Below are 24,512 nucleotides of genomic sequence, written 5' to 3' on the forward strand. Positions count from 1 at the left end.
ATCTTAGTTAGCCTGGATAAGTAGACTACATACTTTCGACAACGTGCTTGCGTGTGCCAGATTGCACAGGCACTACGTTACCGGCAAAAACAAAAACAGTAAGGAATTAAAAGTATGAATTTTAGTTTTTATGCAAGTCAAGTGGTTAACCACTTAGCCGCCCCAGGACTTCAATTGCAAAAGTGGAAGAGTAGTTCCACTAAAAGGCATCCCGTGTTGACGACCGAATTAACGGCTCAAACATCACTAAACAGTCAAAACAGTAAGTGGAACGCCAGGAGTGTCGATGTTTTATCCGTAAACGATGTTAAAAACGTTATCACTATGGTTCCGCGCGAGGCAGTATTGCTGATGAAAAATTTTTTCTACTCAGCAATGAAGTCTGCTGCCATTACCGCAGTAACATTGACAGGAGTATTCGTATCTCAATTTGGCCGTACAGATGCGAGCTTTCCAAATATTAATCCATCCGTTCCAAATTATGATCGTGAGTTACAAGACATCAAAGATGAACTCAAGGAGATAAAGGATACACTGATCAGTGATATAAAGGAGAAACTGGATGATTTAATTAACAATAACATTAATGAACTGCTAGCAGGGCTTAATATAACCAGGGACAACATTGAAACAATAGTGAAAGCTGAAGTGGCAGAAATAAGCACAACACTGAGAACCGGAGTGGCAGAAGGACTTAATACAGCCAAGAGTAACATGGAACAATTACTGAAAACATTCGATACAACAGCAGAAACAATTAAAGTGGAATTTGAAGATATTATAAAAGAAAATTTCGCTCATTTAGAAAGTTGGATTAGAGACTTTTCAGCCAAATTTGATGAACTGGATTTACAGAGTTTTGTGTACCTGTCTCTTGCAGTCGCAGCCGTCGGAGTAGCAGTTTTAACGACTTTAGCATTGCTGGCCGGTGGTACCTGTGCATTGTTGTCAAGAACATGCGTCAAAGACAATAATCCAGTTTAGGAGTTGCCCCCGAATAACGTCACGGCATCTTAAATATGCAATTTTTTCCGATAAGCTTGCTAGCAGGGGCTGAATAATGGATGTAACCAAAAATGCGGCAACGCCGCTGATAAATAATGACCAGTTAGAAAAAACGGATAGAAAATCCTCAAAGGAAGCCACCTTCAGGTTAAAGACAGTTGAAGTTTTTGTTAAATCGTTTTTTGAATCAATGCATCCTGGATATATTCCACCCGGATCCCGTTTGCCACGCTCTGATAGAACCGGCCGGCCTATATATATTGAAATAAAGGTGAAGCATCTGATTGAACGTACCATTGCAGAAATTATTGATTATGCTGTCAGCAAACCGATTTGTAAGTTGTTGCAAATGGCGCGAAACACTGAATTCAGTGTCGCAGTAGGACTATATCTGATGAGTTATTTGCCGGCAACGGTAGCCAATAGAATAAATGGTATTCCGTTGGATAGTGCGGAAAGCATTCAACGTATAGGAATTCATCCCAACTATCCCCGCGATGGTCATTACGTTCTTACAAAAGATGTGCGAGTGAAGGGAAGTTGGAGCTCTGTTTGCAGTCATCATGATCCATTCGTAGGTCTACTTGATGCTCAAAATAAAACCATTAGTGGATTACCTGCTCCTATGTTCGTACGTATTGATCGTGGTGGTGAAATCCGCAATTTAGTGATTGACAGAGTTAATATAATCAGCGCAGACTCGCAGGGGCTTGATTCCATAGGTCCTATGGCTGAGAAAATTTCTGGAGCATATTTTTCGAATATCATAGTTAATGGCAATGTATCATCCAGTGTTGCGACTAGCTTAAGTATGTTTGTAGGACAGGCATGTAATAGTGAAAATTTCCCCAGTCGTTTTACAAATATTTTTCTTGAGGGGGATTCTCAGCTAACTAGTAGCGCCAATACAGCGGCAATTGGAAGTTTAGTAGGGAGTGGAAGTTTAAATAATATTTATGATGGAATTTATGTTAATGGGCTCCGTATGGACAGTTACGGAGAATCATCACAAATAGGTGGTTTGATAGGAAGAGCAAGTGGATTTTCTTATTTACATCGTAACGTACCACAGCCACCAGACCCAAAGAACATTACATTATTTGGGAACTCCGTGTGTGTTTATGGGAAAAACAGTTTAGTAGGTTATATTTTTGGCGTGGTTGATCTGCATGATAGGCTTCCTCGTCCTATGCGGCCGGAAGGTATCATCTGTGACTCAATCATTGAGCTGAAGAGTGGAAGCGACTCAATTGTCGGTTTTGGAGCAGGACGGGATTCTTCGAGTAATGATGGCATGGACTGGAGTAATCTTAGGGTTTATAACAGCACAGCCAAAGCTTTAGAGGGAACGGGAGCTATTGGTTCTAGTGTAGGATGTTGTAGACACGACAATAGCGTCGTTGTTGACCGTAAATGTGGCGTATTAAGCAACGGTGAACATTTTATTGAAGTTGATTGTAGTCGTTACAATAGGCTCGGATATAACGCCAGATTGTGCAATGTCAGACTTATCAATGGAGCTGACACTGAGATAGCGATGGACTCTGACTGCAATCCTGATAGTATGCCTTGCCAGAAAAGCGACAATACAATCATTCCGACAACAATAAAGACGACAACTCCCAAAAATCCTACAACTCCCAAAAATCCGACAACTCCCGAAAATCCGACAACTCCCGAAAATCCGACAACTCCCGAAAATCCGACAACTCCCGAAATGTTTATATGTGACAACAACCGGTGTTCTTTAAATCTCATGCCCCTTAAGTTCGATTTCAAGGGTGTTTATGCCATAACCGTAATTAGTTGTGTGGTAGCATCGGCCATACTCGCTACTATAGCGGGGATAGGTGTGTATAAGTTATGTCAAGGTAAACGGGGTGCTAAGCCTATTACCTCGCCCCGAGATTTACATGGTCGCAATACACAGACACCGTTCCTTACAACTGATGATGTCTCTACAACGCCATCGACAGATAGCTATGAGATGGTGGAGATGGGAACAGGAAGGGCCAGATCTTATGCAGAATCAAACGGCGAAGAATCAGCGCGACCTATGTTGTTACCAGAATGGGTTACTGAGACGGAGGAAACACACTTCTACGATACACCGGCGGAGGATTCTGAAGATGATTCCATTGACAAACAGATTGAGATTGACGAAATTTTTCGTGTCAATAAACCGGAAATATTGAAAATACCTGGGAGTCAAGCACAAGCAGGAAATATTCATCACGAGGAAATCCGCTACTACAAGATACCGTCGGAGGATTCTGAAGATGATTCCATTGAAAAATGCGTTGATGGATTTGCCCGTATTAATGCACAGGAAATATGGCAAATAGGCGAGAATCAAGAACAAACAGAAATTATTCATCAGAGTGCAACAACGGCCGGTTCAAAAAAAGTGCATGGCCTTAAACCAGTCGAAGTCAGTAACGATCGATCATCTGAAGAGTTTCAGCCTTTTCGAAGCGCCCGGTTACAAGGCAGAATGGCTCGGCCAATCTGGAAACCCGGGGTCTAGTCTTGATTGCGACAGACGAAGCCTGAGAATGTGGGAGGTTTTATGAACTGAAATCATTCGTTGAAATCCAGAACGAAAAACCGGGGTCAGAACTTTCATCAAAAACCGGGGTCAATCAAAAACCGGGGTCAGGTCTTTCATTGTGGAAAAACCGGGCCAGGTCTTTCATTGTGCATATCCATTGCCGTTTAATAAAATTTAAATAAAAACCAGTTCGTAAGTATTCGAAGTAAAAGGCCCATCATCACTATTTACAATGAGTTAATGTGCAGAATATGTTACGCACGATGAAAGACCTTGCCCCGGTTTTTGCTCCGTTATTTTTGATCGCTCTAATGGTAATCCTGTCGAGGCGAAGTAGGTCTTACCATTCGCTTATCCAGAGGATAGTGATCAGTATTTTCTTAAAATAAAATTATTGACACTAGCTGCACTTTAAAAAGCAGGCTAATATTCTTCGCCACCAGATGCTAAGATCGTGAATTCTATTTATAAGCCGACTGAAGCAATTTAACATATTCAGATTTGATGGCTCTAGATTCCTTGGCAGCAATGGCATTAGAAATATTTTTTTTCAAATGGCTAAAGCATTTTAATTCACTTGAGTGAAAATCTAGTTTAACTTCACTGTAAATACAATCAGATAGCTTCTTTGCTCCGTATTTTCGTACTAGCGGATGAAGGGCCTGATTTTTTAATAAATAGGGAGTTGCTTCTATATTTTTTCTGGCATCATTAAATCTTACTAATCTGCTGGTTTTTTTTATTGAATCTAACTCACCCTCTGGTATGTTTAGCTCCAAGTGATTAATTAGATCACGCATATTGTCTCTGCACTGTTGAGTACCTGCACGATTATTTTTTTTCCGGTCAAACCAACGACTTGATTCGGTGCAGTTTCCGCTAAGAGTGGAATGCCTGGTTTTGGCAATTTTTCCAGATACTGATTCAGTTAAGAAAGTGTCAAAACAGGGGCGTTTTTGAATTTTTTCCGTACGCTTACTGTTAGTTGAAACACCGCCGATTGATTCTTTACCTTTTTTGCAATTAGCCAGCTCAGAACAATCTGGATCTCCTGAGTCAGTGGGAGTCGATTCTATGGAGAAGTCAAGTAATGAAGGTGAAATATTATGATCAATCAATTTTTGACTTTCAGTTTGAGATGATGCGAATGTAACTGAGCTAGTTGAGGCAGGCTCTGTTGCTCGAACCCGAAAATTATTAAAGCATGATTTTTCTCGATTAATATTTTCTTCAGGGTCGGAATCAATTCCTGCCAGTTCAGGAAAGAGTTCAGGTAGAACGTCAGGACAAAAGAAAATACTTTGATCGAGCATTGAATTATTGAATTATTGAATTATCAATTAAGACTGCCACCTCAAAGAAAAGTTCCTTCCTCACAGAATAAATCCAACATTTATGTCAACCAAGCATAAGGACCCGCTATGGCCATTCGACGTAAAACTCTTTGAAAGCCAGCGCCTCACCGATGAGGACGACGGTGGCGGTCGGGCTACAGGCAGCGAGGTCATTGATGGCAACGTCAATAATCTATTTCAGGACATACCACGGATTGACCGAACCATTGGTGATGAAAAACCGGGGTCAGATCTTTCATTGTGCATAACTTATATCGTTCATTGATTCGTTATGAAGAATGATAGGCCTTTCATTGTGATTAGATATCAGTTATTTCGAAGACTTAGTAAGTAGATATTTGTTTAAATTTTAAGCGACAGTAGATGATGCACAACGAACACGAACATGTCAGTACAATCTAAAAAGGGGTGAAGACTGATTTGGCTGATCCTTTGGATGGGTTTTTAGGCATTGGGAACACCTCGGAAGGCTTTGAGTCCACTGTCTGAATGGTTGAATAGTGATCACTTTTTCCAATAGTCCGAAAAGTTTGATGCATTACTATCAGTCCGGGCATTTCTGCGCTGGGGAGGCATGCCTTCTACGTACAATCGGGGAGCGATAGTACCTGATAAAATCATGACATGAGGAATCATTTGATCATTCAGGGTGCATTGTTTCAGAACCGTTTGCAATTTTAAGAAATCTTCTGGTATAGGAGCCTGAATTCGGAACTTCTTTTCTGTGCGGGGATGGATGAATGTTAATTCAAAAGCATGCAGTGCGACATGATCAAACGTTAATAATGTATTAAATAACGATGTATTTGTTATTTCGTTTCTTCTTGATTCAAAAAAGTAGGGGAGGGCGTAATATGGATTAAACTGCCGATCCCCAACCAAGGGGTGGCCTATTGATTTCATATGGATCCTGATCTGGTTGCGCCTGCCGGTGATAAGACGACAGGAAGCAAGCGTGTGATGTGTGTAACGTTCTATAACTTGATAGTGGGTTTCTGCATTTTGCAATTTGCTCTCATCATATCGACTGGGAATTGGATTATTTATGAAACCTGTTTCCTGTTCTATGTGGCCTTCAGTTACACACAGATAATATTTTTTAATATTATTGTCACTTTTTATAAAGCTTAGGGCCGCAAGGTGCTTGGCAATCAGGCATAGGCCGGATGTTCCATAATCCAGACGACTTGTCAAAAAACATGCTGCTGAATTTTCTGATACATTTAGATCCCGGATCAATCCATGTAGCAACGTGTTGTCGGTTGTTTTTTTTCGATGAATAGACATTTTTTTTACGCCAGTTGGAATTGTCAGCTGTTTGCTGGGTTTGTTAATAATGATTATATCTGCATCCTGATAGAGGATGTTGAGATCCGACCTATCATCTATAATGCGCGGGAGGCCTATTACTGGCGGCCTTATACAATGTTGGGATAATATTGTTCTTATTAAACGGGTCTCTAATTTTTTGGCATCACAGATGATTTTTTCAAGAGATAAGGGGACGTTTGCACGATCGCCATAAAAATTACTGAGTTCCGTGCATGGGTGAATACATAATAAGTTATTTTGCCATTGGTTGTTTTTATTATATTTTGCTTTCAGATCTTCAATTTCTCCCAGTATAGATGAAATGATTTTATCGGGAGTCATTTCAGGTGGCTCGGGTAGGAGAAGTTTAGAGTCGTTCACAGGCGTTTCTGCATTCCAGCTTTTCATATTCGTAAAAATGTCTTTCTGTTGGTTAATTTTCTCTATGCTTCGACCATTATATACAGGATTTTTTTTCGACTGACTGTATGTCAACGACTTATTGGGTGTGTGTAATGGGTGGAGTTGATCAGGATTGGCTGCAGCAGAATCTGGATCCCATTCCGCCATATTAGTGAAGATATTCATTTTTTCGGGGTTGGTCGTTGCTAGTCTTCGTCCTGCATAGATCGGACTGTTTCTTGATTGATTATATGAAATATCCTGTCTCAAAAAAAATGTTAAAGGAACAGATGATGTGTCCATTGCTTAAGTACCCGGATATATTGAACAGGAGCAGGCGCATCAGCCCCTGTCCGGCAACAGGATTGTTATTAAAAGTTCCAATTATTGTAGATACTCCATTGAGACCATGCTAATCATTAATCAGATATAGGCGTGTCAGGACAAAGTTCTGATAACCCGGCAGGGATTGCCAACAGCAACATTATTGGCAGGAATGTCTTTATTGACCACACTGCCCGCGCCAATCACACAGTTATCCCCGATAGTGACTCCGGGCAGAATGGATACATTACCGCCAATCCAGACATTATTGCCGATGGTAACAGGGGCACCATACTCGGTTTTCTGGCGTTCAACAGGGTCTATCGGGTGTGTACTGGTTGAAATCATGACATGGGGGGCTATCAGTACATTATCCCCGATAGTGACGTTGCATGCGTCAATGATCGTCAGGTTATGATTAGCGTAGAAGTTGCTGCCTATCTCGATGTTGTAACCGTAATCACAAAAGAAGTTAGGCTCCATATGAGCCGTATCTTTAAACAACAGAAGATCTCTCAGTATGGCCATTCTGCCATCCAGGTCTGTAGGGTCAGCCATATTAAACCTGGCACACAGGCTTTTGGCCCGCATCCGCTCGGCCAGCAGCTCCGGCTCCCAGGCATCGTATGGCATGCCTGCCAGCATTTTCTCTTTTTCTGTCGTGTACAACATAGTGATTTTAGCCTGCAGTTAACTGTAATTCTGTAGAGGGTTTCTCAGCAGAGCCTTCTGCCAGGTTTTGAACACTCAGCAGGAATATTCTCTCTGGCTCCAATCCTCCCTCGTCAATCAGATAATCCTTGATCTCCCGGGCTCTATCTATAGCCAGTTGTCGCATTGCGTTTGCGTCAAAGGGCCACTGCTTCAGTAGTTGTTGGGTAATGGTATCTGCACTGGCTTTCTCGATATCAACTTCAGCATTCTCGCTGTTTAGCCTGGTTTCAGCGATGATCTGCAGTAAGCGAAGGCGGGTTGGTTCATCCATGGTGGACAGAACCAGCTTCCCGGGAACTGGCTTTTTCTGTTCCTGAAGGTCTCTTGTCCAGTGTCGGGACAGCTCTTTATCCAGCAGGAATTTTGCCACCAGGGGCCAGTCGGAATCCTTTGCTGTTTTACCAGATACTTCCAGTTGCAAGCCCGGTCTGTCGCGGAGGGCTTTTGCCAGTTTGTCCAGGGACTCAACCTGCTCTGCACGGCTGATATTGAAATTGCCCGGCTCAAAGTTCACAAATTTCATTTCTTCTGCGTCACCTCCCACCAGAGAGGCCAGTAAGTCAAAGGGGGCAGAGGTAATATTGGTGAGCAGGTTGTACAGTGCCATGCGAATGACCGGGCCCAGTTTAAATTCAGGGTTGTCCAGGTCACCGGAGACCGGCAGGTTAATATCAATTTGCCCATCTCTGTCTTTGAGCAGTGCCAGAGCCATACGAATGGGGAGGTCTACCGCTTCATTACTGTCTACTTTTCCGCCGAGCAATAATTTGTCCAGTAACATCTGGTTGGTGGCAGAAAGCTGGCGGTCTTTTATCTGGTAGTTCAGGTCCAGGTGCAGACGTCCCTTGCGAATGTTGTAGCCGGCAAAACGACCGGAATAAGGGGTTAATGTCGTTAACTCAAGGTTTGTAAACGACAATGATAGTTTAGCCATGTCCAGCGGCGAAGAGGGGTTGATGGCTCCTCTTATGGTGACGGGGGCGTAACGGTCAACCCGTCCATCCATGTTAATGGTTGCGGGTTTTTGACTGCGGGTATCAAATCCGTCAATTGAACCGTTCAGGTTGACAATCGGCGTTGCAAAGCCGGGTTGAAAAGAACGGTCGGAAAAGTCTATGGCGCCGTTTTCAATAGCCAGTTTGTTGATGGCAAGGCTGAATTCTGGCGTTTTGTCTTCAGTAACGGTGTTGTCAGCGGGCTCTTTTACCCTGTTTTCTTCATTGTTATCAACCGGGCTTTCCCGGGGCTTGACCAGACTGGCCAGATTGATCTGTAGCTGTTCATCCACAGCAACCACCACAGCAGGGGCAGCCAATAGTAGCTGGTCAATCTCCAGACGGTTGCTCTGTTGCTGATAGCTGAGGCTGTTTAACTGCAGTTGCAGCCAGCGGGCAACAGTGTCCTGAGTGCGGGTGTCGTCCAGTTTCAGTCGATTGATGGTGACATCACTGACCACCTGCAGACCGACATCCTGATGCCAGTCTATGGTCGTCCTGGTGTCAAGGAAGCCGCTGGTCAGATCAATATAGGTAAACTGGTTAACGATAGGTTGGAAGTCAGTCAGATTGATCTGGTTTAGTTGAATAGATGCAGAGGCAGCAGTTTTAGAAAGGTTCTCTGACAGGTCTACTGTGATCTGGCTGTTGATTTCAGCGTCTCCATTTAACCGGGTGCTGAAATTGATACCGGAATTTGCTTCAGGCCAGCCGAGCTTTTCACCGTGAATACTCAGCTGATCAAGACTTAAAGAGAAGGGTTGCTGATCGTTGGTAAATTGATGATCGGTGAATTGGAATTTGCCATTCTCAATGGTCACCTGATTAACCGAAAACTGTAAGGAAGAGGGGGCTTCCGGATTCTCCAGAGGTTCGGTTGCTGTGTTTTCTTCAGTGGATGCTTTCAGCAGGCCCGCAAAGTTATGCTGTCCATCCTCATTTAAAGTGAACTGGCTCTCCGGGCTGTTGATCAGAATTTTATCCAGCCTTAATTCACGAATATTGCCTTCAGGCAGTATGGCCTGTCTCAGGTCTTTCCAGGAAAGGTCTACCGACGTGGAAGCCAGTTTCAACGTATCCTGGATATCAACGGCGATCAGGGAGAGCTTCAATGTCAGAGGGTTGAAGTACACCGCACCCAGTTTTACTTCTTTAGTGAGTAGCTGATTGCCAGACAGGACGATGCCTGTATGAAGCAGAGGAGGTACCACAACGAAGCCGACGATAATATACGCCGCCGCTATTTTAACAATGAATGAAACCAGCTTCCTGATCATGGTGTATGTCGACTATAAAATTTGAAGACTAGCCAGACCCTCTTTTAATGCAAAATGGGTGGCGGAAGGTATCTGATAGAGTTGGACGAAAGATCAAACCTGCCCGATGATATCAGGCAGGTGAGGGGATTGGTATTGTTCAGGTTCTGTTGATCTATCGCCGGTCAAGCTTGAGCACATGCTCAGTGATGACTTCAACTCCCTGGGCCTGCTTTCGTGGCGAGGGCTTGGTATCACGGGTCTCGATCAGGTCGATATCGAAATGTTCACCATAAAGCGCTTGCACCCTGGCCGGGGTGATGCTGAATGGTGGCGGCGGTGCGGCAGTATCATCGTATTCAACCGTGAGTAACAGTATTTGCTCAATATCCGGTGCAATACGCAGAAGTTGTTCTACATACTGTTCCTGCATTTTGGGAGGAAGTGCAACAAGAGCTGCCCGGTCATAGATAAATTTTGCCGGTATGCTGTCTTCTGCCAGTGTGAAAAAATCACCCCGGGCAATGGCCAGTCGCTCACCGGACCAGTATTCATGCTCACCCGCCTGCTGTTTGGTGTACTCGAGCTGCTGCTCAGTGAAAAAAGCCTCAATGGCAATTTCACTTAACTCTGAGCCTAAAACAAAGTGTCCCTGTTTTTGCAGCTCAATCAGGTCGAGGCTTTTTCCGCACAATGGCACGAATACCATATCTTTCGGCATAGCCCTTATTTTCGGCCAGTGTTTAACCAGCATGGGGTTGGCCTGATCAAGATGGAAGCCAATGTTGTTGCTCTCCCAATGAGACAGCCAGTTAAAATCGTCCATTGTTTTTGATATCCCGTTATCGTGGTAGGACACTGTGTTGGATGCTTTTGAATCATTAATAACAATACCGGCTGTCAGCAGGAAGATAAATAGCTGAGTGAGTTTCATGGCAAGACTCTCAATGCAATGCTTTGGCCAAGCTTAAAGGTAGCAGAACGCAACGGGTTCTGATTGAAGGAACTCACGGAGCCGGCAAATCTACCCTGGGGAAGGTACTGTTATCGCAGCTGTTGAGCCTGTATGGCGCTTCTTTCTGGTCTCCGAAGCACTGTTCTGGTCTGGCTGTGGCGTCTCTGGTGTCAATATTCAGGAGCTGGGAAAGCGTTATCTGCAAGAGTGGCAACGTGTTTTAAATCAGCTCTGTCAGGATATTCCATTTTCCCGATTGGCGTTTCCTGATGCATGGAAGTGCTGGTCTGAAAACAATGAGTACCTTGAACAGGTACTCTCAGAAATTACGGATCAATTTTCATAAGCTGAAATGATTCCGGTCTTGGGAAATCGACCTTGTCGAAACATAAGCAGGTCAGTGAATACATTCCTGAGATAAAAAATACCAACTCACAAATAATCATCTATCTTTATTCGAATTACGATAATTAAATGCGGCAAAGTGGAGGCCAGTACTAATGCAATGCGAATTCTGTGGTAGTTCAGGCAATTCTGTTATACCGAAAGCCGGGCAGCTCAATGACATTGAAAAAAACGGCAGCTCCACTGCTGAAACACAATTAAAGGGTGTGGAAGTAAGAATTCAGAAGGAAATTCGAACATTTATGGATGCACAGTATAAAGACATAACCTATCCTTTTGCTGGCACTACCGGGATTCGATACCAACTATACTTGAGGTTCATCGAAGTCTTAAACGAACAACAGATGCCCCCGTGCCAAATGAGAATAGTGTATGGAACTGATACTAAAACTTCAGCGGAAGCGTCTGATAATACATGTGTTCAGAGTCAAAATTCTAAACAGGTGCCATCAGAAATTCTAGATAAAATCAAACCTTTTATAGGCGGATTGTATCAAATTATAGGGGAAAAGCATTCCGGCACCACATTGGCCAGATTCAGCCTGGCTGATTGGGCAAAAGAAGTTTTAAACGAAGACCAGAGTATCCAGTGCCATATGAGAGTAGTCGTCGGATCTGGTACTCAGGCTTCAGGGAGGGGGATTGATTACTCTTACTATTACTCTTCGAGTAGAATTGCAATGCCTGCCGATTGTCGTGTTCTTCCTATAGAGCAATCCAGAGAAAGCATAAACGATCAGCGTCCTGAAGAAGAATTCGTTTTTGCACCAAAGTCCACTAATCCAGAAGAGGGTTCGTGCCACTTTAAAGAGGTACCCGGTAGTACTCATGCTAACAAGTCATCAGGTTCAGATTCCTCCGATACTCTCGAAGCTGAAGACGGCTACTACTCCCATGAGGGAGGAAATCCAATACTTTTTCTACAGTAGTGCACGGCGCTGTTGAAGATAAAAGTGGAATCCTTGGTTTGGGAGCTTCAGATGAGAGTTTGACCACAAAAATGGGGCAATTTAGCTTGTCTGAGGAGGTTTCCACTAATAACGTAAACAGCGCCGTAGTGCACCTTGGGCAGGGCCAGGGAATGCTTGAATAAAGAATCAACGCACTGTGATTGTGATAAGCGTACAGTTGAACGAGATGAAGCTCATATTCTCCACGGAGAAGAGTTTTTTTACATGCTTTGTAAGCCAGCTTATGCAGCTGGCTTACGTATGGTAGTTGCCTGAAGCTGAGACTCAAACGAGTCCCAATCCACAGGTGTGCTGCTGATAATTTCCAGCCGACTATCCGGGCTTTCTTCAATCTCTATAACGCTGACCACCCCATCCTGCATATTAAACCCTTTAACCCCCCGATCCGTTTTAGCAACCGCTTTAAGGCGCAGGGCATTTTGGGAATGAATCAGTGAAAACAGCCGGTCAAATGAAAAAGAGGCTTGTTCCGAAAATAGCCAGCCGCAGCTGAAATGATTCTGACCTTTATTTTCTCTACGGAGAAACAGTTGGTTTTCCGGCAGGTTAATTTCAGATGCTGCTTCCGGGTGCTGGTGGTTGTCTTGATCAACGGTGTGATGAGCCTTGGGGTTTACCGCCATACGATCCAGGTGGGGAAGGTTCAGCCACTCACTGGATAACTCTCCCTGTTTAACCCAGTGGGTCAGAGGTTTTGGTTCCGGTAATTGTGTTGCGAATTGCTCGAACCGTTTTTTATCCTCGTCACTACACAAGTCCGTTTTATTGGCGACCAGCACATCGGCCAGATGGATCTGATCCCGGAAGTTATCATTTTCCAGATAACGAGAGTCTCCAAGGTTACGGGGATCCACCAGGCAGATGCTGGCATCAAGACTAAGAATCTCCTGATAATATTCGCCTTTAAGGGTATTAATAATTTCCTGTGGATGCCCCAGTCCTGTTGGCTCAATTAACAGTCGGTCCGGCTTACTGCGGGCAATCAGCATGTTGAGACCAATCTGCATGGGAAGCCCGGCAACACAGCACATACAGCCACCGGGCACTTCCCGCACAACCACGTCCTTGCGCTGGTTTGCCCCCTGTAAAAGGGCACCATCTATACCCACTTCACCAAATTCATTAACCAATACCGCCCAGGTTTCACCTTCAGGTTTATGTTTGAGCAGATGGAGAATCGCGGTGGTTTTACCGGAGCCCAGAAAGCCGGTAATTAAATGGGTGGGAATCTTGTTCTGCATTGTAATAACAGTCCTGCAATTTTTCTGGAATTCTAGCAGGCTGTCAGGGGTTCTAAAAATAATAACTCAAGGGTTATAAGTTCTCAGAAATTGTCTGCTGACTGCAGCCAAATATATTCCGGTAGAGTATTCCAAAGGCAATGGTGGACATGGGAACCGTCCAGATCAGGCCAAGCCCTAATGGCAGCATTGCCACAAAGTTAATAAGCATGATCACCAGGGTCAGGCCAAAAACAGTAAACCAGCGCTTTGTAATGGCTTTTCGAGAGGTTTCAAGTGCTTCCCAAATCCCCATTTTCTTATCCACCATCAATGGGATTGCCAGCATATAGGCGATGAACAGGTAGATCCCGGGTATGACCAGCAGTGCGAAGCCAATCAACATCAGAACAAGCATCAGAAGGTAAAGCCCAAATAAAGGCAGGGTTTTACTGAAGTAGTCAAGAACCTGCCCGGCTCTGATTGGCGCGTTGACTGCCCTCCGGAGTCCTATCATGTAGATGCCAGCCCATAGCGGTGTAGTAATGGCCAGCATGATTAATTCAATAATGATTTCCAGCCCACCACTTTGCGGTACTACAAGAGCAGCCACGGCCACAGCCATTATTAATAATAGATAAATGCCCATGTAGATACCCATGGCTAAATGGATGATCCATTTGGTACCACGGGTTTTATCCCAGGACTCGCTGAGCAGGCCGCTGATAGAGAGGGAGTAGTTTCCGGAAAGACCTTTCTCTACTGACCCATAGCCCTCCATAGCTGGCTCAGAAGATTGGTTTTCAGACGTTGATGACATGTGCATTCCTTTTGCAGCTATTACTTACTTGGGAACAATAAAAAATAACATGCTCTACATCAAACGGCTATTCCCTGACAGTGTTCCCGATGTAACAGCCACCAGCAGGTGTCTCCCTGACAGAGGCCGCTAACGGCAAGTAATAGCAAAAACAGGGTGTGAACTGACAGAGCGTGAACATGGCTGAACTCTAATTCCGAGATCGTCATTTAGAGTTCAGACTCCGCTCACCCTGAGCGGAGTCGAAGGGTGTTTGGCACGATCTCTGTCATGGGCCTGGAGCTCCGCCCTTCGATACTTCGACAAGCTTCAGCACTCAGGACGGGGGTTAGGAGCCTGGAAAATGTGACAGTTATTTCGGGACAATGCCTAAGTAGTGCCTGTCCGAAAACCATAACCCCATGCAGCAGTAAGCTTGAAGGCTTATATAATCCCGAAGATTTTTTCGCAGGAAAATGATTATAAGTAGATTTATCAAGGGGTACAGTGGATTAACTGTTGACAAGGATTCCACCAGATCAAAATTTTCGATGTCATTTCTCGCCTGTAGCCCTTGATACTAATAGACTGAGGTTTCCGGGCAGGCACTAAGTAGTTGTTGAGGTTGTGACTGAATTGCTGCCAGAGTTGAACTAATGTTCCTTTTTTGTGTCTATATTTCTATATTATTTTTCGCTCATATAGAGTTGAGCCGGTCATTACCTGTTTGCCGTGAAAGAAAATCGCCACGGAGCCACGGAGAAAAGAAAAAATCTTTTCCTCTGGGTCTCCGTGCCTAAATCTTTCATTTCCGAGGGTGACAAGCCATCGTCATGAGCATTTGTGGCTAGTAGGGAAACAGCAATTCATAGGAATATAAAACCATAAGGGATTAAATGTAATGATGAAATTTAATAATCTAAGAGCTTACTCCAATACGCTTTCCCAGTGGGGGGAGTCTTCCTTGGATGTGAAAAATAATGTTAACAGGCGATTTACAGCAGTCAACACAAAACACTTAAACCCTCAAAGAACAGTTACTTTCTGGCCGTTCAATTTTTTATACATTAACGATACAGATAAAAATAGCACTACCTTCCGAGAAGTAGGATGCTCGAAAGAATGGGAGGCGTATAGGTATTTGCCCGAATTTAGTGTACTCCAGAATGCGGTAAACCTCGAAAGAAGTATAGTTGACAGAGTTGATGTGGCGTTAGAGTTAGTTGATAAAGTTGAAGAGGTGCTGCGGAGAATGATTTATTAAAAAGGCGCTTCACCGAAAATGAAATACGATCTTATTTAATGAAGTCATTAATACGGCTGATGATTCGCTGGTCTTACACTTAAGAGAGTGCGGGCTGAAAATAAAACAGGCTTCGGATAAGAAGCCTGCTTGTTAAAGCCATGGAGTCCTCTTTATAAGAGGGTATGACGGTTGGCTATAAATTACTGCTTGAAGAATTCGCCCAGCTTGGAAGCCAGCATCATGTTGCCTTCAGTACGCAGCTTGCCAGTCATGAATGCCTGCATGCCGTCCAGTTCTCCGCTCATCAGGCCAACAAATGTTTCGCTGTCCATGATCAGAGTGACGTGAGCATCGTCCTTGGTGCCTTCAGCAATTTCCAGGACACCGTCTTCGATCGCCGCGTAGTATGCCTTGTCATCAGTAAGGTCAAACTGGAAAGTCAGGGTCTGACCGGCCGCAGCAGACTCGTCAAAACGGCCTTTAATATTTTCGAAAACTTCCTGAACAGTAGCCATGGGTTACTCCTTTCTCTTCTAAGGAAAGCGGACACCTGCTTCTGGCGAATGAAGGTGTCTTTTTATTGTTAGTAGTACGCTATTTAATCACGGCGGATTAGATTGCATGGCGCTATTGTTAACAGCATTTCTGAGCTGGGCATCGTCCGTTTTGCCTATGCTTCAAGATTGGGCGCAGCAAGGTATTTATCCCTTTATATCAGGGATGGATTAGCCTGATCATATCTGGGCCTTAAGCAGTCAGAAAATGCACATTTCTCAGAACTTTCTCTGGAAGATGAAGTCTATATACCGTTTAAACATTATTGAATCTCCACCTAAAGGGGCAGGCAATAAGTCATTCCTGTAGCAAGAGATTTTTGTTTTCACACAATTAACGGGGTAAGCCTAATGCCAGTGTCAACTGCGACAACAGCTGCTGTAACACAGTCAGCACCTGTTACTACCGCTCCATCCAGATCATCAGGCTTTGTGCAAATGCGAAATGGTGGGGCTTACTCAGTAACAGTGAATAGTAATGTACAGACTGGTTTAGCAAGCAGAGCTGATTCTAACGCAGCAAGGTCGGCAGGCTCCCCGATTGAAGCTGGCAGCTCTGCCAGGAGGTGTCTATTTGGATCCCCGACGCCAGAAGAGAGTCAGCATTTACGGGGTCAAGTTGAACAAGTGCAGGCAGATGACTTGCAGCGGGTGCTTAATAATCATGGGGGTAAAATGGCAGTAAAATTGCTTCCAGGAAATGAATTCGAGTACACGGGAAAGACGGTGCAAGAGCTTCTCAATAGTGACGATAAAGCATCAGGCGTTCAGAGTGATAGTTCTCCGGAACCAACCAGGTAAGTTCCTGGTATTGTCGATGAAGAAGTTTCTGCTACGCCAGCTAAACAAGTAAAACAGTTTGAAACTATTTCCGCTTCTGTACATGGCACAAACATTATATTTGAGCCATGCACTTTTAAACGATATTTTCAGAGGCACGGAGCAATATAGTGAGGGCTTATTCCCGTGTGGGAAATGACCGCCATAATATCCTCATTCTGATAAACACCACACTGCAGTAATAATGTTTTAAAGCCCATGGCATTCCCCCCCAGAATATCGGTGTAAAGGGTGTCACCGACCATCAGTACTCTGGATGGGTCCGAAATTTGATGTTGTTTTACCGCGGCTGAAAAAATGGAACTGTCCGGTTTACCAAACAGTATTGGCTTTGCCTTCTGGGCAGTATGCTCCACCAGATCTGCCAGAAAGTAACCCGGTGTAGCGGTAACGTGTTCGCCATGGGGAGCACCGATATCGGGATTACCCGCCACTAATTTGAACTGACGGCCATTGCCACTGTTTACCAGGTTTTCCTGCATTTTAACGGTCCAGCCTGCACCGGTCAGGAACAGCAGGGTATCCACCTCTTCAGGGATTTCACCATTACAGCCATTGAGGCGGACCATGCCTTCCAGCAAGTGGTTGGATGGGTGCTCCAGTGGCGCTATTACAGCAATATTCCCGCTATTCTCTAATGTACTCAGGTATTGTTCGGTAATATCCAGGCTGGTCAGCACTTCTTCACCGGTGAAATCAAAACCCCGGGTATGGTATTTCTCTGCAGCGACAGAATGGTTGGTCAGTGTGTCGTTGGATACGACCAAAAATGGGATGTTGTTATTTCTGAGTTGCCGGATTGCCTCAGCCGCCCCTTCAATTGGGGTGCTTCCACGGCACAGAACCCCATAAGAATCCAGTAGAATCAGGTCGAACTGAGCCATGATATCAGCGAGGCCTGCAATATATTCAGGGGGGGGCGTCGGGTTCTGAATCGCTGGATACCAGTCAAGGTGACGGGCATACATTTCATTCAGGGAATCGGGTGAAAGAACAATCATGGGGAGTAACCTGTTACTTTCATAAAAGCTATTGAGTAACGCAGATTATACCAGAACTTTACCTCGCAGGTGCCTGTGATACTTGTGGCTCCAATCCTCAAAGCGAGCGGGATATTTTTTTTGTGCTAGCTTGAAGTGTTCTTTCTCTAGCCGTTGAGGTGGTGGGTTGTGAGGCCTAATTGTATTGTTAAAGCCGTCTGTTTTATTTTTCTGGCAGTTTCGATATATGGATACACTGATGAGCAAGTGATGACTGACGCTCTGCCCGGGTATTCGGAAGATCAGGAGGTCAGGGATTCAATCATCAAAATCTATACCTCATTTAATCAGTATGACCACCAGAACCCATGGACCAATCTTGGCCCACGGCAGAAATATGGCTCTGGCGCGATTATACAGTTACCTGACAATGATCTCAGGGCCGTATTAACCAACAGCCATGTCATCAGCGCACATACCTATATTGAGGGAAGGAAACATGGGCAGACGGATCGCTATAAGCTGAAACCCCTGTGGGTATCCCATGAGCTGGATCTGGCATTACTGGTCCCCTTTCACGAGCATGAGAAAGACGCGTTTTTCAGTGGCACTCTCCCTATCCCTCTCGGCAAAGTCCCCCCGCTACAGACTGACCTGATGTTACTGGGGTATCCCATTGGCGGTGATACCATCAGTGCGACCAAGGGGGTGTTATCCCGTCTGGAGTATCAGCCCTACAGTCATTCCGGTTTCTCATTTCTGGCGGGACAGATTGATGCGGCCAGTAACCCGGGTAACAGTGGTGGGCCTGCTGTGGTCAACGGTGAACTTATTGGTGTGCTGATGCAGGGATTCAGCCCCTTTGAAGCCAGTAATATTGCTCATGTTGTTCCTGTTAATGTGGTCCGGCATTTTCTCCGGGATGTATCCGACGGTCATTACAATGGGATCCCCAGCCTCGGGATTGACACCGAGGAACTTGAAAATGACTTTTTAAAAGTCGTTTATGGGGTGAAAGAGAACAAGGGCGTTCTGGTTCGCCATGTTATCCCGGGGTCTGCTGCTGATGGGGTGCTGCTACCGGATGATGTGATTCTGGAGCTGGACGGGTACCCGGTAGGCCATGATAAAACCATTGTTTTCCGGGGAAGTGAGCGGGTGTCCATGGACTATATTGTTCACTCCAGACAAGTAGGAGAGAACCTTGGCGTCCGGATTATTCGTAATAAACAGGAGCAGGAGGTAACGGTGACCCTGAGCCAGCCCATTAACCGTGATTTGCTGCTGGGTGTTGATGGAGAAACGGCCCCCTCTTACTTTATCTATCAGGGGCTGGTGTTTAGCAGGGTGACCAGAGAGCTGCTGATGGGTGCTGGTCATGATTTGATCTCCTATGCGGGCCTTACTCCGGTACTTCTTAACAACTTCCGTTTCCCTGATAAGGATGAAGTGGTTGTGATTCTTAAAGTACTTCCCCATGAAGCCAATCGTGGCTACCACAATATCTTCCTGAGAAAGGTAGACAGTGTGGGCTCTGAAAAAGTCAGGAGTCTGGCACAGCTGGTTCAGCTTATTGAGTCAGACGAGCAGGAGTTTATGGAAATTAACACCGGATACAAAGGATTGGAGAAAATTGTCCTGAATACTCATCTGGCAGATATCGTGAATACTGAGGTAATGCAGCTAAATGGCATCCAGCATGACCGTTCAAAGAACTTCAGGGCAGAAACGTGTGAGGTTGTTGAGGACGGAATTCATTGAAAACAGGGCTCATTAAGAGCCCTGTGCTATTTTTGAGACTAATACTTAACCCGGTAGAGCAGTGAATAAAGCACTGGCACCAGGCCAAGAGTCAGATGGTTGAGAACAGCAGGCCTGCAATAATAGCAACGGCCATCGGTTCCCACATCTCGCCACCGCCCAGATAAAGAGGCATCATCCCAAGCACTGTGGTTGCTGTCGTCAGTAGAATCGGACGCAGCCGGCGCTGGGCTGCAACGATAATGGCTTCCTGAGCTGAAAGCCCATTGTCGTCAATCTCATATTTGATCCGTTCCAGCAAAACAATGGCATTGTTAATCACAATGCCGGCCAGAGAGATCACACCCAGCAAGGTCATAAAGCCAAAGAAGGACTGAGTCGTCAGCAGGCCGATAATCACGCCAATCATACCCAATGGAATTGTAGCGAGAATAATGGCGGGCTTACGCAGGGAGTTAAACTGAGCCACTAACAAAATCAGGATAATAAAGGCCGCCATGGGCAGTTTCTCTCCAATGGATTGGTTGGCTTTACCGGAACTTTCGGCTTCACCTCCCAATTCATAGCGGTAGCCGGTTGGCCAGCGTTTGGCGTGCTCATCCAGCCAGGGCTGCAGTTTTGCAAAACCTTCGGTGGCCGTCATGCCCGGGGCCAGTTGTGCGCCCACTGATATGGTTTTCAAACCATCACGGCGCAGGATTTTTGCCGGTTCCCAGACCACTTCAATATCGGCAACCTGTTTCAGGGTGACGGACTCACCGGTAGACTGGATATAAACCGAGAGCGTTTCCAGTTTATCGATATCCTGTCGGTCAGCCTCTACTGACCGGAGGAGCACCGGAATAACATCTTCACCTTCCCGATACTGTGTTAACTCAAGCCCACTCAGGCCACTTTGCAGTGCAAGCGCAATATCCTGGCTGGTGGCGCCAACGCGTAAAGCCCTCGATTGGTTGATCACTACTTTCAGCTTTTTGATACGTTGTCCCCAGTCATCGCTGATATTCTTCAGCCCGCTGACCTGAGACATTTCAGCTTTCAATTGTTCAACCAGCGTGAATAAAGGATCAATCTCCTTGCCATACAGGCGAATATCCAAGGGGTTGGTAATTGAGACACCGCTTTCTATACGACGACTGGTGATCTGAAGATCTGGAAATTTCTCAAAGGCATAGCTATCCAACTTGTGGATCATGTCGTCTATCACTGCCGAAGAGGAGGTGTTGATAACCATCATGGCATAGTTGGGGCTGGCCGGTTCCGGGCTGTGCTGGAGCACAAACCTGGGGCCTCCGGTACCAATATGGCTGATCCAGCTGGTGACGCCTTCAGTACGATCGCCAGTGACCTTCAGTTCCTCTGTGATGACTGAAGTCAATATGTGTCCGGGATGTGGTCAGCCGAATCAATGTGCCTCGACCCGGGGAGAGCCGCTTGAAAGCTGTTGGTGTATGAAATCTCTGCAATCCGGGAAAAATATAGGGGCAACAATATTGCTCCCTGTGCCAAAAGAGGTAACCCGTTGTTACTGTGAGCCCTGTCTGGAGAGAATAAAAAAGGGATTGACGAGCCGGTTAAGTAATCCGTAGTTCTGGTCCGAATAAGTTGATCAGTACCCGTAGGGGTTTCTATATGTGGGTATTTTAAAGGGATGATCGTTCCTGATTGAACTAATTGAATCACCAGCTGTCTCTTATTTTGTTATGAATATTTTAGCTAACTATAAGGTTTGTTTTATTATGGACGGTCACTTAACGCGAAGTACGAACAGCCGCACTGGAAGTAATTTATTTGACGAACGTACTAGTCCATTAGTACAGGTAAGTGGTCAGACTGGAGAATTCAGAACCGGACAAGGTGGAAGCTATACTTGTAAAGTTACTGAAGGTGAGACTCTACTCAGCAGATCTTCTCAGAGTGAAGAGAGGCTTAACTGTGTGGAATCATTATGTAAAACAGCGATGCAATGCATAAAAAACAATTCTCTAAAGTTGAAAGATTTAACAGTCAAATACGATGGACAAGCTGCAAGTATTGAAGGGCTTGAAACTCGATTGGACCAATTGGAGCAGAAAGAAAAATCTGAACAACGGAGAGAAACAGGTGAATCAAAATCCTCTGGGCAGAACAATGAATTGCCGAGGTTAAGTGTACTAGTGTCTGAACATGACGAGAAACTGTCTGCGCATGCTCTGCGATTCCAGATTTTGGAATCTACGAGTTATGATGGCCAGATGATCTGGAAAATAAATGATTACAGCAGACGAAAGCGGGAGGCCGTAAACGAGAAAACACTATCCCTCTACAGCCAGCCATTCTATACCTCCAAATATGGTTACAAGATGTGCGCAAGAGTCTATCTTAATGGGGATGGTGAGGGTAAAGGGACCCATTGCAGTCTGTTTTTTGTGATGATGAAAGGAAATTATGATGCCCTTCTTCCCTGGCCTTTCAAGAATAAGGTGACGATGTATCTCCTGGATCTGGGCCCCAACAAGCAGCATTACAAGGATAGTTTCAGGCCAGACCCACACTCCAGTAGTTTCCAAAAACCAAAAAGTGATATGAATATCGCCAGCGGTTGTCCACTGTTTGTCGATCAGTGTAATTTCGAAGAGTCTCAGATAAATGGAAATGGTAAGACTGTGTCTTACCTGAAAGATGATACTGTGTTTTTTAGATTCCTTGTGGACACATCGAATGTGTTTATGTAAGTGAAGTGGCATTGTAGAAAGTACCAGCTCTCCGTCGTTCCCGCCCACCTCGGGCAGTGGATCCGCACCTTCGCAGGGATGACGATGGTAAGGAATCGTCCTTAAATAATTCCGACATTTCCAACTCGATTTCCGTTCATCCTGAGCGGAGTCGAAGAGGTGTTTAGCACGATCTGAGGATTAGTCAGGAAATAACTTCCCTGTTTTTTTTGCCACGGAGACACGGAGGCACAGAGAAAAGCCTTAAATAAAAAGCTTTTCTCCGTGTCTCTGTGCCTCCGTGGCCAAACATCTTTTCTGTGCTGAATAGCACCAGAAATGTGGGAGTTATTTCGGGACAATTCCTAAGTAGTTAACCAAATGAAAACGAATATTTTCGATCGTTTGATCAGCAATAGGCTCACCCCATGTGCTGAAAGGATATCCGACTGAAATATGGCTCAGTGTATTTTACCAAATAATCCCAGCTAACCCACAATCACCCAAGCCTGAAACTTTTTTACCAATCGGTCAGTCAGTTTATATGAAAACAAATGGTCAACTACTTATGTTTTTAATTGCAGCTTTCCCGAAAGGGCAATCTCATGGGTCGAATTACCCCAACGGCTTACACGATAAAAGGGGGGAGATCCTCCTTTTATCCTGTTTTTTTTGCCAATTGAGCAGCAGCTGTAATACAGTGTGGACGGCAGAATAATGACAATAGAATTTCAGGGAGTATGACCCATGTCGGATCAGCAAAACCAGATCCTTATTGAGCAGCAGGATGAGATCCTGACCATCCGCTTTAACCGAACCGATAAGAAGAATGCTCTGACAACAGCGATGTACGCTGTCATTCTTGACGCTCTGATTGCCGCTGATAAAGATGACCGTATTAAGGTCATTCTGTTTGCTGCCCAGCCTGATATGTTTACCGCAGGTAATGACCTGAAGGACTTTCTTGCCCAGGACTCTACTGAAGAGCCTGAAGCCATGAAAATGCTTCGCCAGCTGGCAGTGCAGAAGAAGCCTGTTGTGGCTGCTGCCAGTGGTATTGCTGTGGGTATCGGCGTTACCCTGTTGCTCCATTGTGACCTGGTTTATGTGGGTGAAAACACCCGGTTGCGTTTGCCATTTGTGAATCTGGCGGTGGTACCGGAAGCGGCTTCCAGTTTGCTTTTGCCCGATATTATGGGGCGCCAGCGGGCATCTGAGTTACTCATGCTTGGGGACTTTTTTGATGCTCAGAAAGCCCGGGAATACGGTATTGCCAATGCAGTTATTGCTAATGAGGAAGTCTTTGAATATGCCCTGGCAAAAGCGCAAGAGCTGGCAGCAAAGCCTCGTGAAGCACTGCTGTTAACGAAACAACTGATTACTCAGACTCGTCAGCGTGATGTTCAGAAACGTATCGATGTTGAAGGGGCCATCTTTGGTGAAAGGATGGTTTCCGATGAAGCCCGACAGGTGATAGGTGCCTTTTTCTCCGGCAAGTCATAACCAGGTTTGTTGAGATGAGTGGCCATGGTACTGCCCTGAAGGGGGTTCTTTTTGCCGTCATATCATCACTGGTAGCCAGCACCGCAGGGGCTGCCAGTAAGATGATTGCTGGTGCGGTACCAGCAACCACCATTGTTTTGTTCCAGTATGGCCTCTGCCTGACCCTGCTGGTACCCATGCTGTTGCGTTATCCACTCAGCCACTGGTCTACCCGGCGCCCTGGAGCACATCTGTTAAGAGGTGTTTCAGGCTGGCTCTGTTTTTGCTTACTATCTGGCCATCAAACATAGTCCATTGGTGGATGCAGCACTGTTAAGAAATATCGCGCCTTTGTTTGTACCCTTGCTGGTTTGGGGGTGGATGAAGGTTGCGGTACCAAAGAGCCATTGGCAACCACTGATACTTGGCTTTGTGGGCATTGTTCTGATTCTGAAGCCAGATCTGGACGGTGTTGAAATATGGCATCTGGTTGGTCTGGTTTCCGGGTTATCCCTTGCGCTATCAATGGTTGGAACCCGGGCGCTGTCCAGCTCAGAGCCCGCCAGTGTGATTCTGTTTTATTACTACCTGATTTCTTTTCTTTGCAGTTTGCCATTGGCAATCCTTGAATGGCAGGTTGTTCCCCTCTGGACACTCCCTTATTTGTTTTACATTGGCTTCTCAATCGCTCTG

Annotated in this window: 20 protein-coding genes and 1 pseudogene; 11 read left to right on the forward strand and 10 right to left on the reverse strand. The window is 45.3% G+C overall.

The window, feature by feature from the left end:
* The first annotated feature begins 114 nt into the window (after window positions 1–114).
* Complete coding sequence (locus RM811_RS09725; protein WP_402523438.1) at window positions 115–984, forward strand: hypothetical protein; 870 nt, start codon at window positions 115–117, stop codon at window positions 982–984.
* 76 nt (window positions 985–1,060) lie between these two features.
* Complete coding sequence (locus RM811_RS09730) at window positions 1,061–3,532, forward strand: hypothetical protein (protein ID WP_402523440.1); 2,472 nt, start codon at window positions 1,061–1,063, stop codon at window positions 3,530–3,532.
* A gap of 485 nt (window positions 3,533–4,017) precedes the next feature.
* On the opposite strand, the gene RM811_RS09735 is transcribed toward RM811_RS09730, so the two are convergent.
* Window positions 4,018–4,869 carry a hypothetical protein gene (locus tag RM811_RS09735; protein WP_402523442.1) on the reverse strand — a complete coding sequence of 284 codons (852 nt, stop codon included), beginning with the start codon at window positions 4,867–4,869 and terminating at the stop codon, window positions 4,018–4,020.
* Window positions 4,870–4,951: 82 nt separating this feature from the next.
* On the opposite strand from RM811_RS09735, the gene RM811_RS09740 reads away from it, so the two are divergent.
* Window positions 4,952–5,176, forward strand: coding sequence for a hypothetical protein (locus tag RM811_RS09740; protein WP_402523445.1), 225 nt, complete (start codon window positions 4,952–4,954; stop codon window positions 5,174–5,176).
* A gap of 239 nt (window positions 5,177–5,415) precedes the next feature.
* On the opposite strand, the gene RM811_RS09745 is transcribed toward RM811_RS09740, so the two are convergent.
* The 4 genes from RM811_RS09745 to RM811_RS09760 all read right to left on the reverse strand — a co-directional run bounded on the left by RM811_RS09745 (window position 5,416) and on the right by RM811_RS09760 (window position 10,847).
* Complete coding sequence (locus RM811_RS09745) at window positions 5,416–6,927, reverse strand: RluA family pseudouridine synthase (RefSeq protein ID WP_402523447.1); 1,512 nt, start codon at window positions 6,925–6,927, stop codon at window positions 5,416–5,418.
* Between the two features lie 135 nt (window positions 6,928–7,062).
* Window positions 7,063–7,620, reverse strand: a complete 558-nt coding sequence (locus RM811_RS09750; protein ID WP_402523449.1) for a sugar O-acetyltransferase — start codon at window positions 7,618–7,620, stop codon at window positions 7,063–7,065.
* Window positions 7,621–7,627: 7 nt separating this feature from the next.
* A complete protein-coding gene (locus tag RM811_RS09755) occupies window positions 7,628–9,934 on the reverse strand; it encodes a DUF748 domain-containing protein (protein ID WP_402523451.1) in 2,307 nt (768 codons plus the stop codon).
* Between the two features lie 154 nt (window positions 9,935–10,088).
* Complete coding sequence (locus RM811_RS09760) at window positions 10,089–10,847, reverse strand: thiopurine S-methyltransferase (protein WP_402523454.1); 759 nt, start codon at window positions 10,845–10,847, stop codon at window positions 10,089–10,091.
* Window positions 10,848–11,368: 521 nt separating this feature from the next.
* Between RM811_RS09760 and RM811_RS09765 the strand changes: the two genes are divergently transcribed.
* Entirely contained in the window at window positions 11,369–12,202 is an 834-nt protein-coding gene (locus RM811_RS09765; protein ID WP_402523456.1) for a hypothetical protein, read from the forward strand.
* Window positions 12,203–12,465: 263 nt separating this feature from the next.
* On the opposite strand, the gene RM811_RS09770 is transcribed toward RM811_RS09765, so the two are convergent.
* Both RM811_RS09770 and RM811_RS09775 read right to left on the reverse strand, forming a co-directional pair.
* A complete protein-coding gene (locus RM811_RS09770; RefSeq protein WP_402523458.1) occupies window positions 12,466–13,485 on the reverse strand; it encodes a CobW family GTP-binding protein in 1,020 nt (339 codons plus the stop codon).
* A gap of 73 nt (window positions 13,486–13,558) precedes the next feature.
* The gene (locus RM811_RS09775) at window positions 13,559–14,284 is read right to left on the reverse strand and encodes a hypothetical protein (protein ID WP_402523461.1); all 726 of its coding nucleotides are present in this window, start codon (window positions 14,282–14,284) and stop codon (window positions 13,559–13,561) included.
* 880 nt (window positions 14,285–15,164) lie between these two features.
* Here RM811_RS09775 and RM811_RS09780 point away from each other — a divergent pair.
* Complete coding sequence (locus RM811_RS09780) at window positions 15,165–15,527, forward strand: hypothetical protein (RefSeq protein WP_402523464.1); 363 nt, start codon at window positions 15,165–15,167, stop codon at window positions 15,525–15,527.
* Between the two features lie 182 nt (window positions 15,528–15,709).
* Here RM811_RS09780 and RM811_RS09785 read toward each other — a convergent pair whose 3' ends face one another.
* Both RM811_RS09785 and RM811_RS09790 read right to left on the reverse strand, forming a co-directional pair.
* The gene (locus tag RM811_RS09785) at window positions 15,710–16,024 is read right to left on the reverse strand and encodes an SCP2 sterol-binding domain-containing protein (protein ID WP_402523466.1); all 315 of its coding nucleotides are present in this window, start codon (window positions 16,022–16,024) and stop codon (window positions 15,710–15,712) included.
* 968 nt (window positions 16,025–16,992) lie between these two features.
* Window positions 16,993–17,904 (reverse strand): HAD-IIA family hydrolase, encoded by a 912-nt coding sequence (locus tag RM811_RS09790; RefSeq protein WP_402523468.1) that lies wholly within the window; start codon window positions 17,902–17,904, stop codon window positions 16,993–16,995.
* 249 nt (window positions 17,905–18,153) lie between these two features.
* Here RM811_RS09790 and RM811_RS09795 point away from each other — a divergent pair, with 249 nt between their 5' ends.
* Window positions 18,154–19,644, forward strand: a complete 1,491-nt coding sequence (locus tag RM811_RS09795) for a PDZ domain-containing protein (protein ID WP_402523470.1) — start codon at window positions 18,154–18,156, stop codon at window positions 19,642–19,644.
* A 91-nt stretch (window positions 19,645–19,735) separates the two neighbouring features.
* Here RM811_RS09795 and RM811_RS09800 read toward each other — a convergent pair whose 3' ends face one another.
* On the reverse strand, window positions 19,736–21,022 hold the full coding sequence (locus RM811_RS09800; protein ID WP_402523472.1) for an efflux RND transporter permease subunit: 1,287 nt from the start codon (window positions 21,020–21,022) through the stop codon (window positions 19,736–19,738).
* Window position 21,023: 1 nt separating this feature from the next.
* Here RM811_RS09800 and RM811_RS09805 point away from each other — a divergent pair, with 1 nt between their 5' ends.
* The 5 genes and pseudogenes from RM811_RS09805 to RM811_RS09825 all read left to right on the forward strand — a co-directional run.
* Complete coding sequence (locus RM811_RS09805; protein ID WP_402523481.1) at window positions 21,024–21,233, forward strand: cysteine-rich CWC family protein; 210 nt, start codon at window positions 21,024–21,026, stop codon at window positions 21,231–21,233.
* Window positions 21,234–21,347: 114 nt separating this feature from the next.
* Window positions 21,348–22,358, forward strand: a complete 1,011-nt coding sequence (locus RM811_RS09810; RefSeq protein ID WP_402523474.1) for a hypothetical protein — start codon at window positions 21,348–21,350, stop codon at window positions 22,356–22,358.
* A gap of 726 nt (window positions 22,359–23,084) precedes the next feature.
* Window positions 23,085–23,840 carry an enoyl-CoA hydratase-related protein gene (locus RM811_RS09815; RefSeq protein ID WP_402523477.1) on the forward strand — a complete coding sequence of 252 codons (756 nt, stop codon included), beginning with the start codon at window positions 23,085–23,087 and terminating at the stop codon, window positions 23,838–23,840.
* A gap of 14 nt (window positions 23,841–23,854) precedes the next feature.
* Window positions 23,855–24,130, forward strand: coding sequence for a hypothetical protein (locus RM811_RS09820; RefSeq protein ID WP_402523479.1), 276 nt, complete (start codon window positions 23,855–23,857; stop codon window positions 24,128–24,130).
* Between the two features lie 70 nt (window positions 24,131–24,200).
* A pseudogene (locus RM811_RS09825) lies at window positions 24,201–24,512 on the forward strand (EamA/RhaT family transporter); the annotation flags it as partial.

Origin of the sequence: Endozoicomonas sp., from assembly GCF_031844845.1 — a bacterium.
In the GTDB taxonomy this organism is placed as follows: domain Bacteria; phylum Pseudomonadota; class Gammaproteobacteria; order Pseudomonadales; family Endozoicomonadaceae; genus Endozoicomonas.

Coding starts and splice junctions, on each gene's coding strand:
- RM811_RS09725 (WP_402523438.1), top strand. CDS start 115: ATGAATTTTAGTTTTTATGCAAGTCAAGTGGTTAACCACTTAGCCGCC.
- RM811_RS09730 (WP_402523440.1), top strand. CDS start 1,061: ATGGATGTAACCAAAAATGCGGCAACGCCGCTGATAAATAATGACCAG.
- RM811_RS09735 (WP_402523442.1), bottom strand. CDS start 4,869: ATGCTCGATCAAAGTATTTTCTTTTGTCCTGACGTTCTACCTGAACTC.
- RM811_RS09740 (WP_402523445.1), top strand. CDS start 4,952: ATGTCAACCAAGCATAAGGACCCGCTATGGCCATTCGACGTAAAACTC.
- RM811_RS09745 (WP_402523447.1), bottom strand. CDS start 6,927: ATGGACACATCATCTGTTCCTTTAACATTTTTTTTGAGACAGGATATT.
- RM811_RS09750 (WP_402523449.1), bottom strand. CDS start 7,620: ATGTTGTACACGACAGAAAAAGAGAAAATGCTGGCAGGCATGCCATAC.
- RM811_RS09755 (WP_402523451.1), bottom strand. CDS start 9,934: ATGATCAGGAAGCTGGTTTCATTCATTGTTAAAATAGCGGCGGCGTAT.
- RM811_RS09760 (WP_402523454.1), bottom strand. CDS start 10,847: ATGAAACTCACTCAGCTATTTATCTTCCTGCTGACAGCCGGTATTGTT.
- RM811_RS09765 (WP_402523456.1), top strand. CDS start 11,369: ATGCAATGCGAATTCTGTGGTAGTTCAGGCAATTCTGTTATACCGAAA.
- RM811_RS09770 (WP_402523458.1), bottom strand. CDS start 13,485: ATGCAGAACAAGATTCCCACCCATTTAATTACCGGCTTTCTGGGCTCC.
- RM811_RS09775 (WP_402523461.1), bottom strand. CDS start 14,284: ATGTCATCAACGTCTGAAAACCAATCTTCTGAGCCAGCTATGGAGGGC.
- RM811_RS09780 (WP_402523464.1), top strand. CDS start 15,165: ATGATGAAATTTAATAATCTAAGAGCTTACTCCAATACGCTTTCCCAG.
- RM811_RS09785 (WP_402523466.1), bottom strand. CDS start 16,024: ATGGCTACTGTTCAGGAAGTTTTCGAAAATATTAAAGGCCGTTTTGAC.
- RM811_RS09790 (WP_402523468.1), bottom strand. CDS start 17,904: ATGATTGTTCTTTCACCCGATTCCCTGAATGAAATGTATGCCCGTCAC.
- RM811_RS09795 (WP_402523470.1), top strand. CDS start 18,154: ATGACTGACGCTCTGCCCGGGTATTCGGAAGATCAGGAGGTCAGGGAT.
- RM811_RS09805 (WP_402523481.1), top strand. CDS start 21,024: ATGTGTCCGGGATGTGGTCAGCCGAATCAATGTGCCTCGACCCGGGGA.
- RM811_RS09810 (WP_402523474.1), top strand. CDS start 21,348: ATGAATATTTTAGCTAACTATAAGGTTTGTTTTATTATGGACGGTCAC.
- RM811_RS09815 (WP_402523477.1), top strand. CDS start 23,085: ATGTCGGATCAGCAAAACCAGATCCTTATTGAGCAGCAGGATGAGATC.
- RM811_RS09820 (WP_402523479.1), top strand. CDS start 23,855: ATGAGTGGCCATGGTACTGCCCTGAAGGGGGTTCTTTTTGCCGTCATA.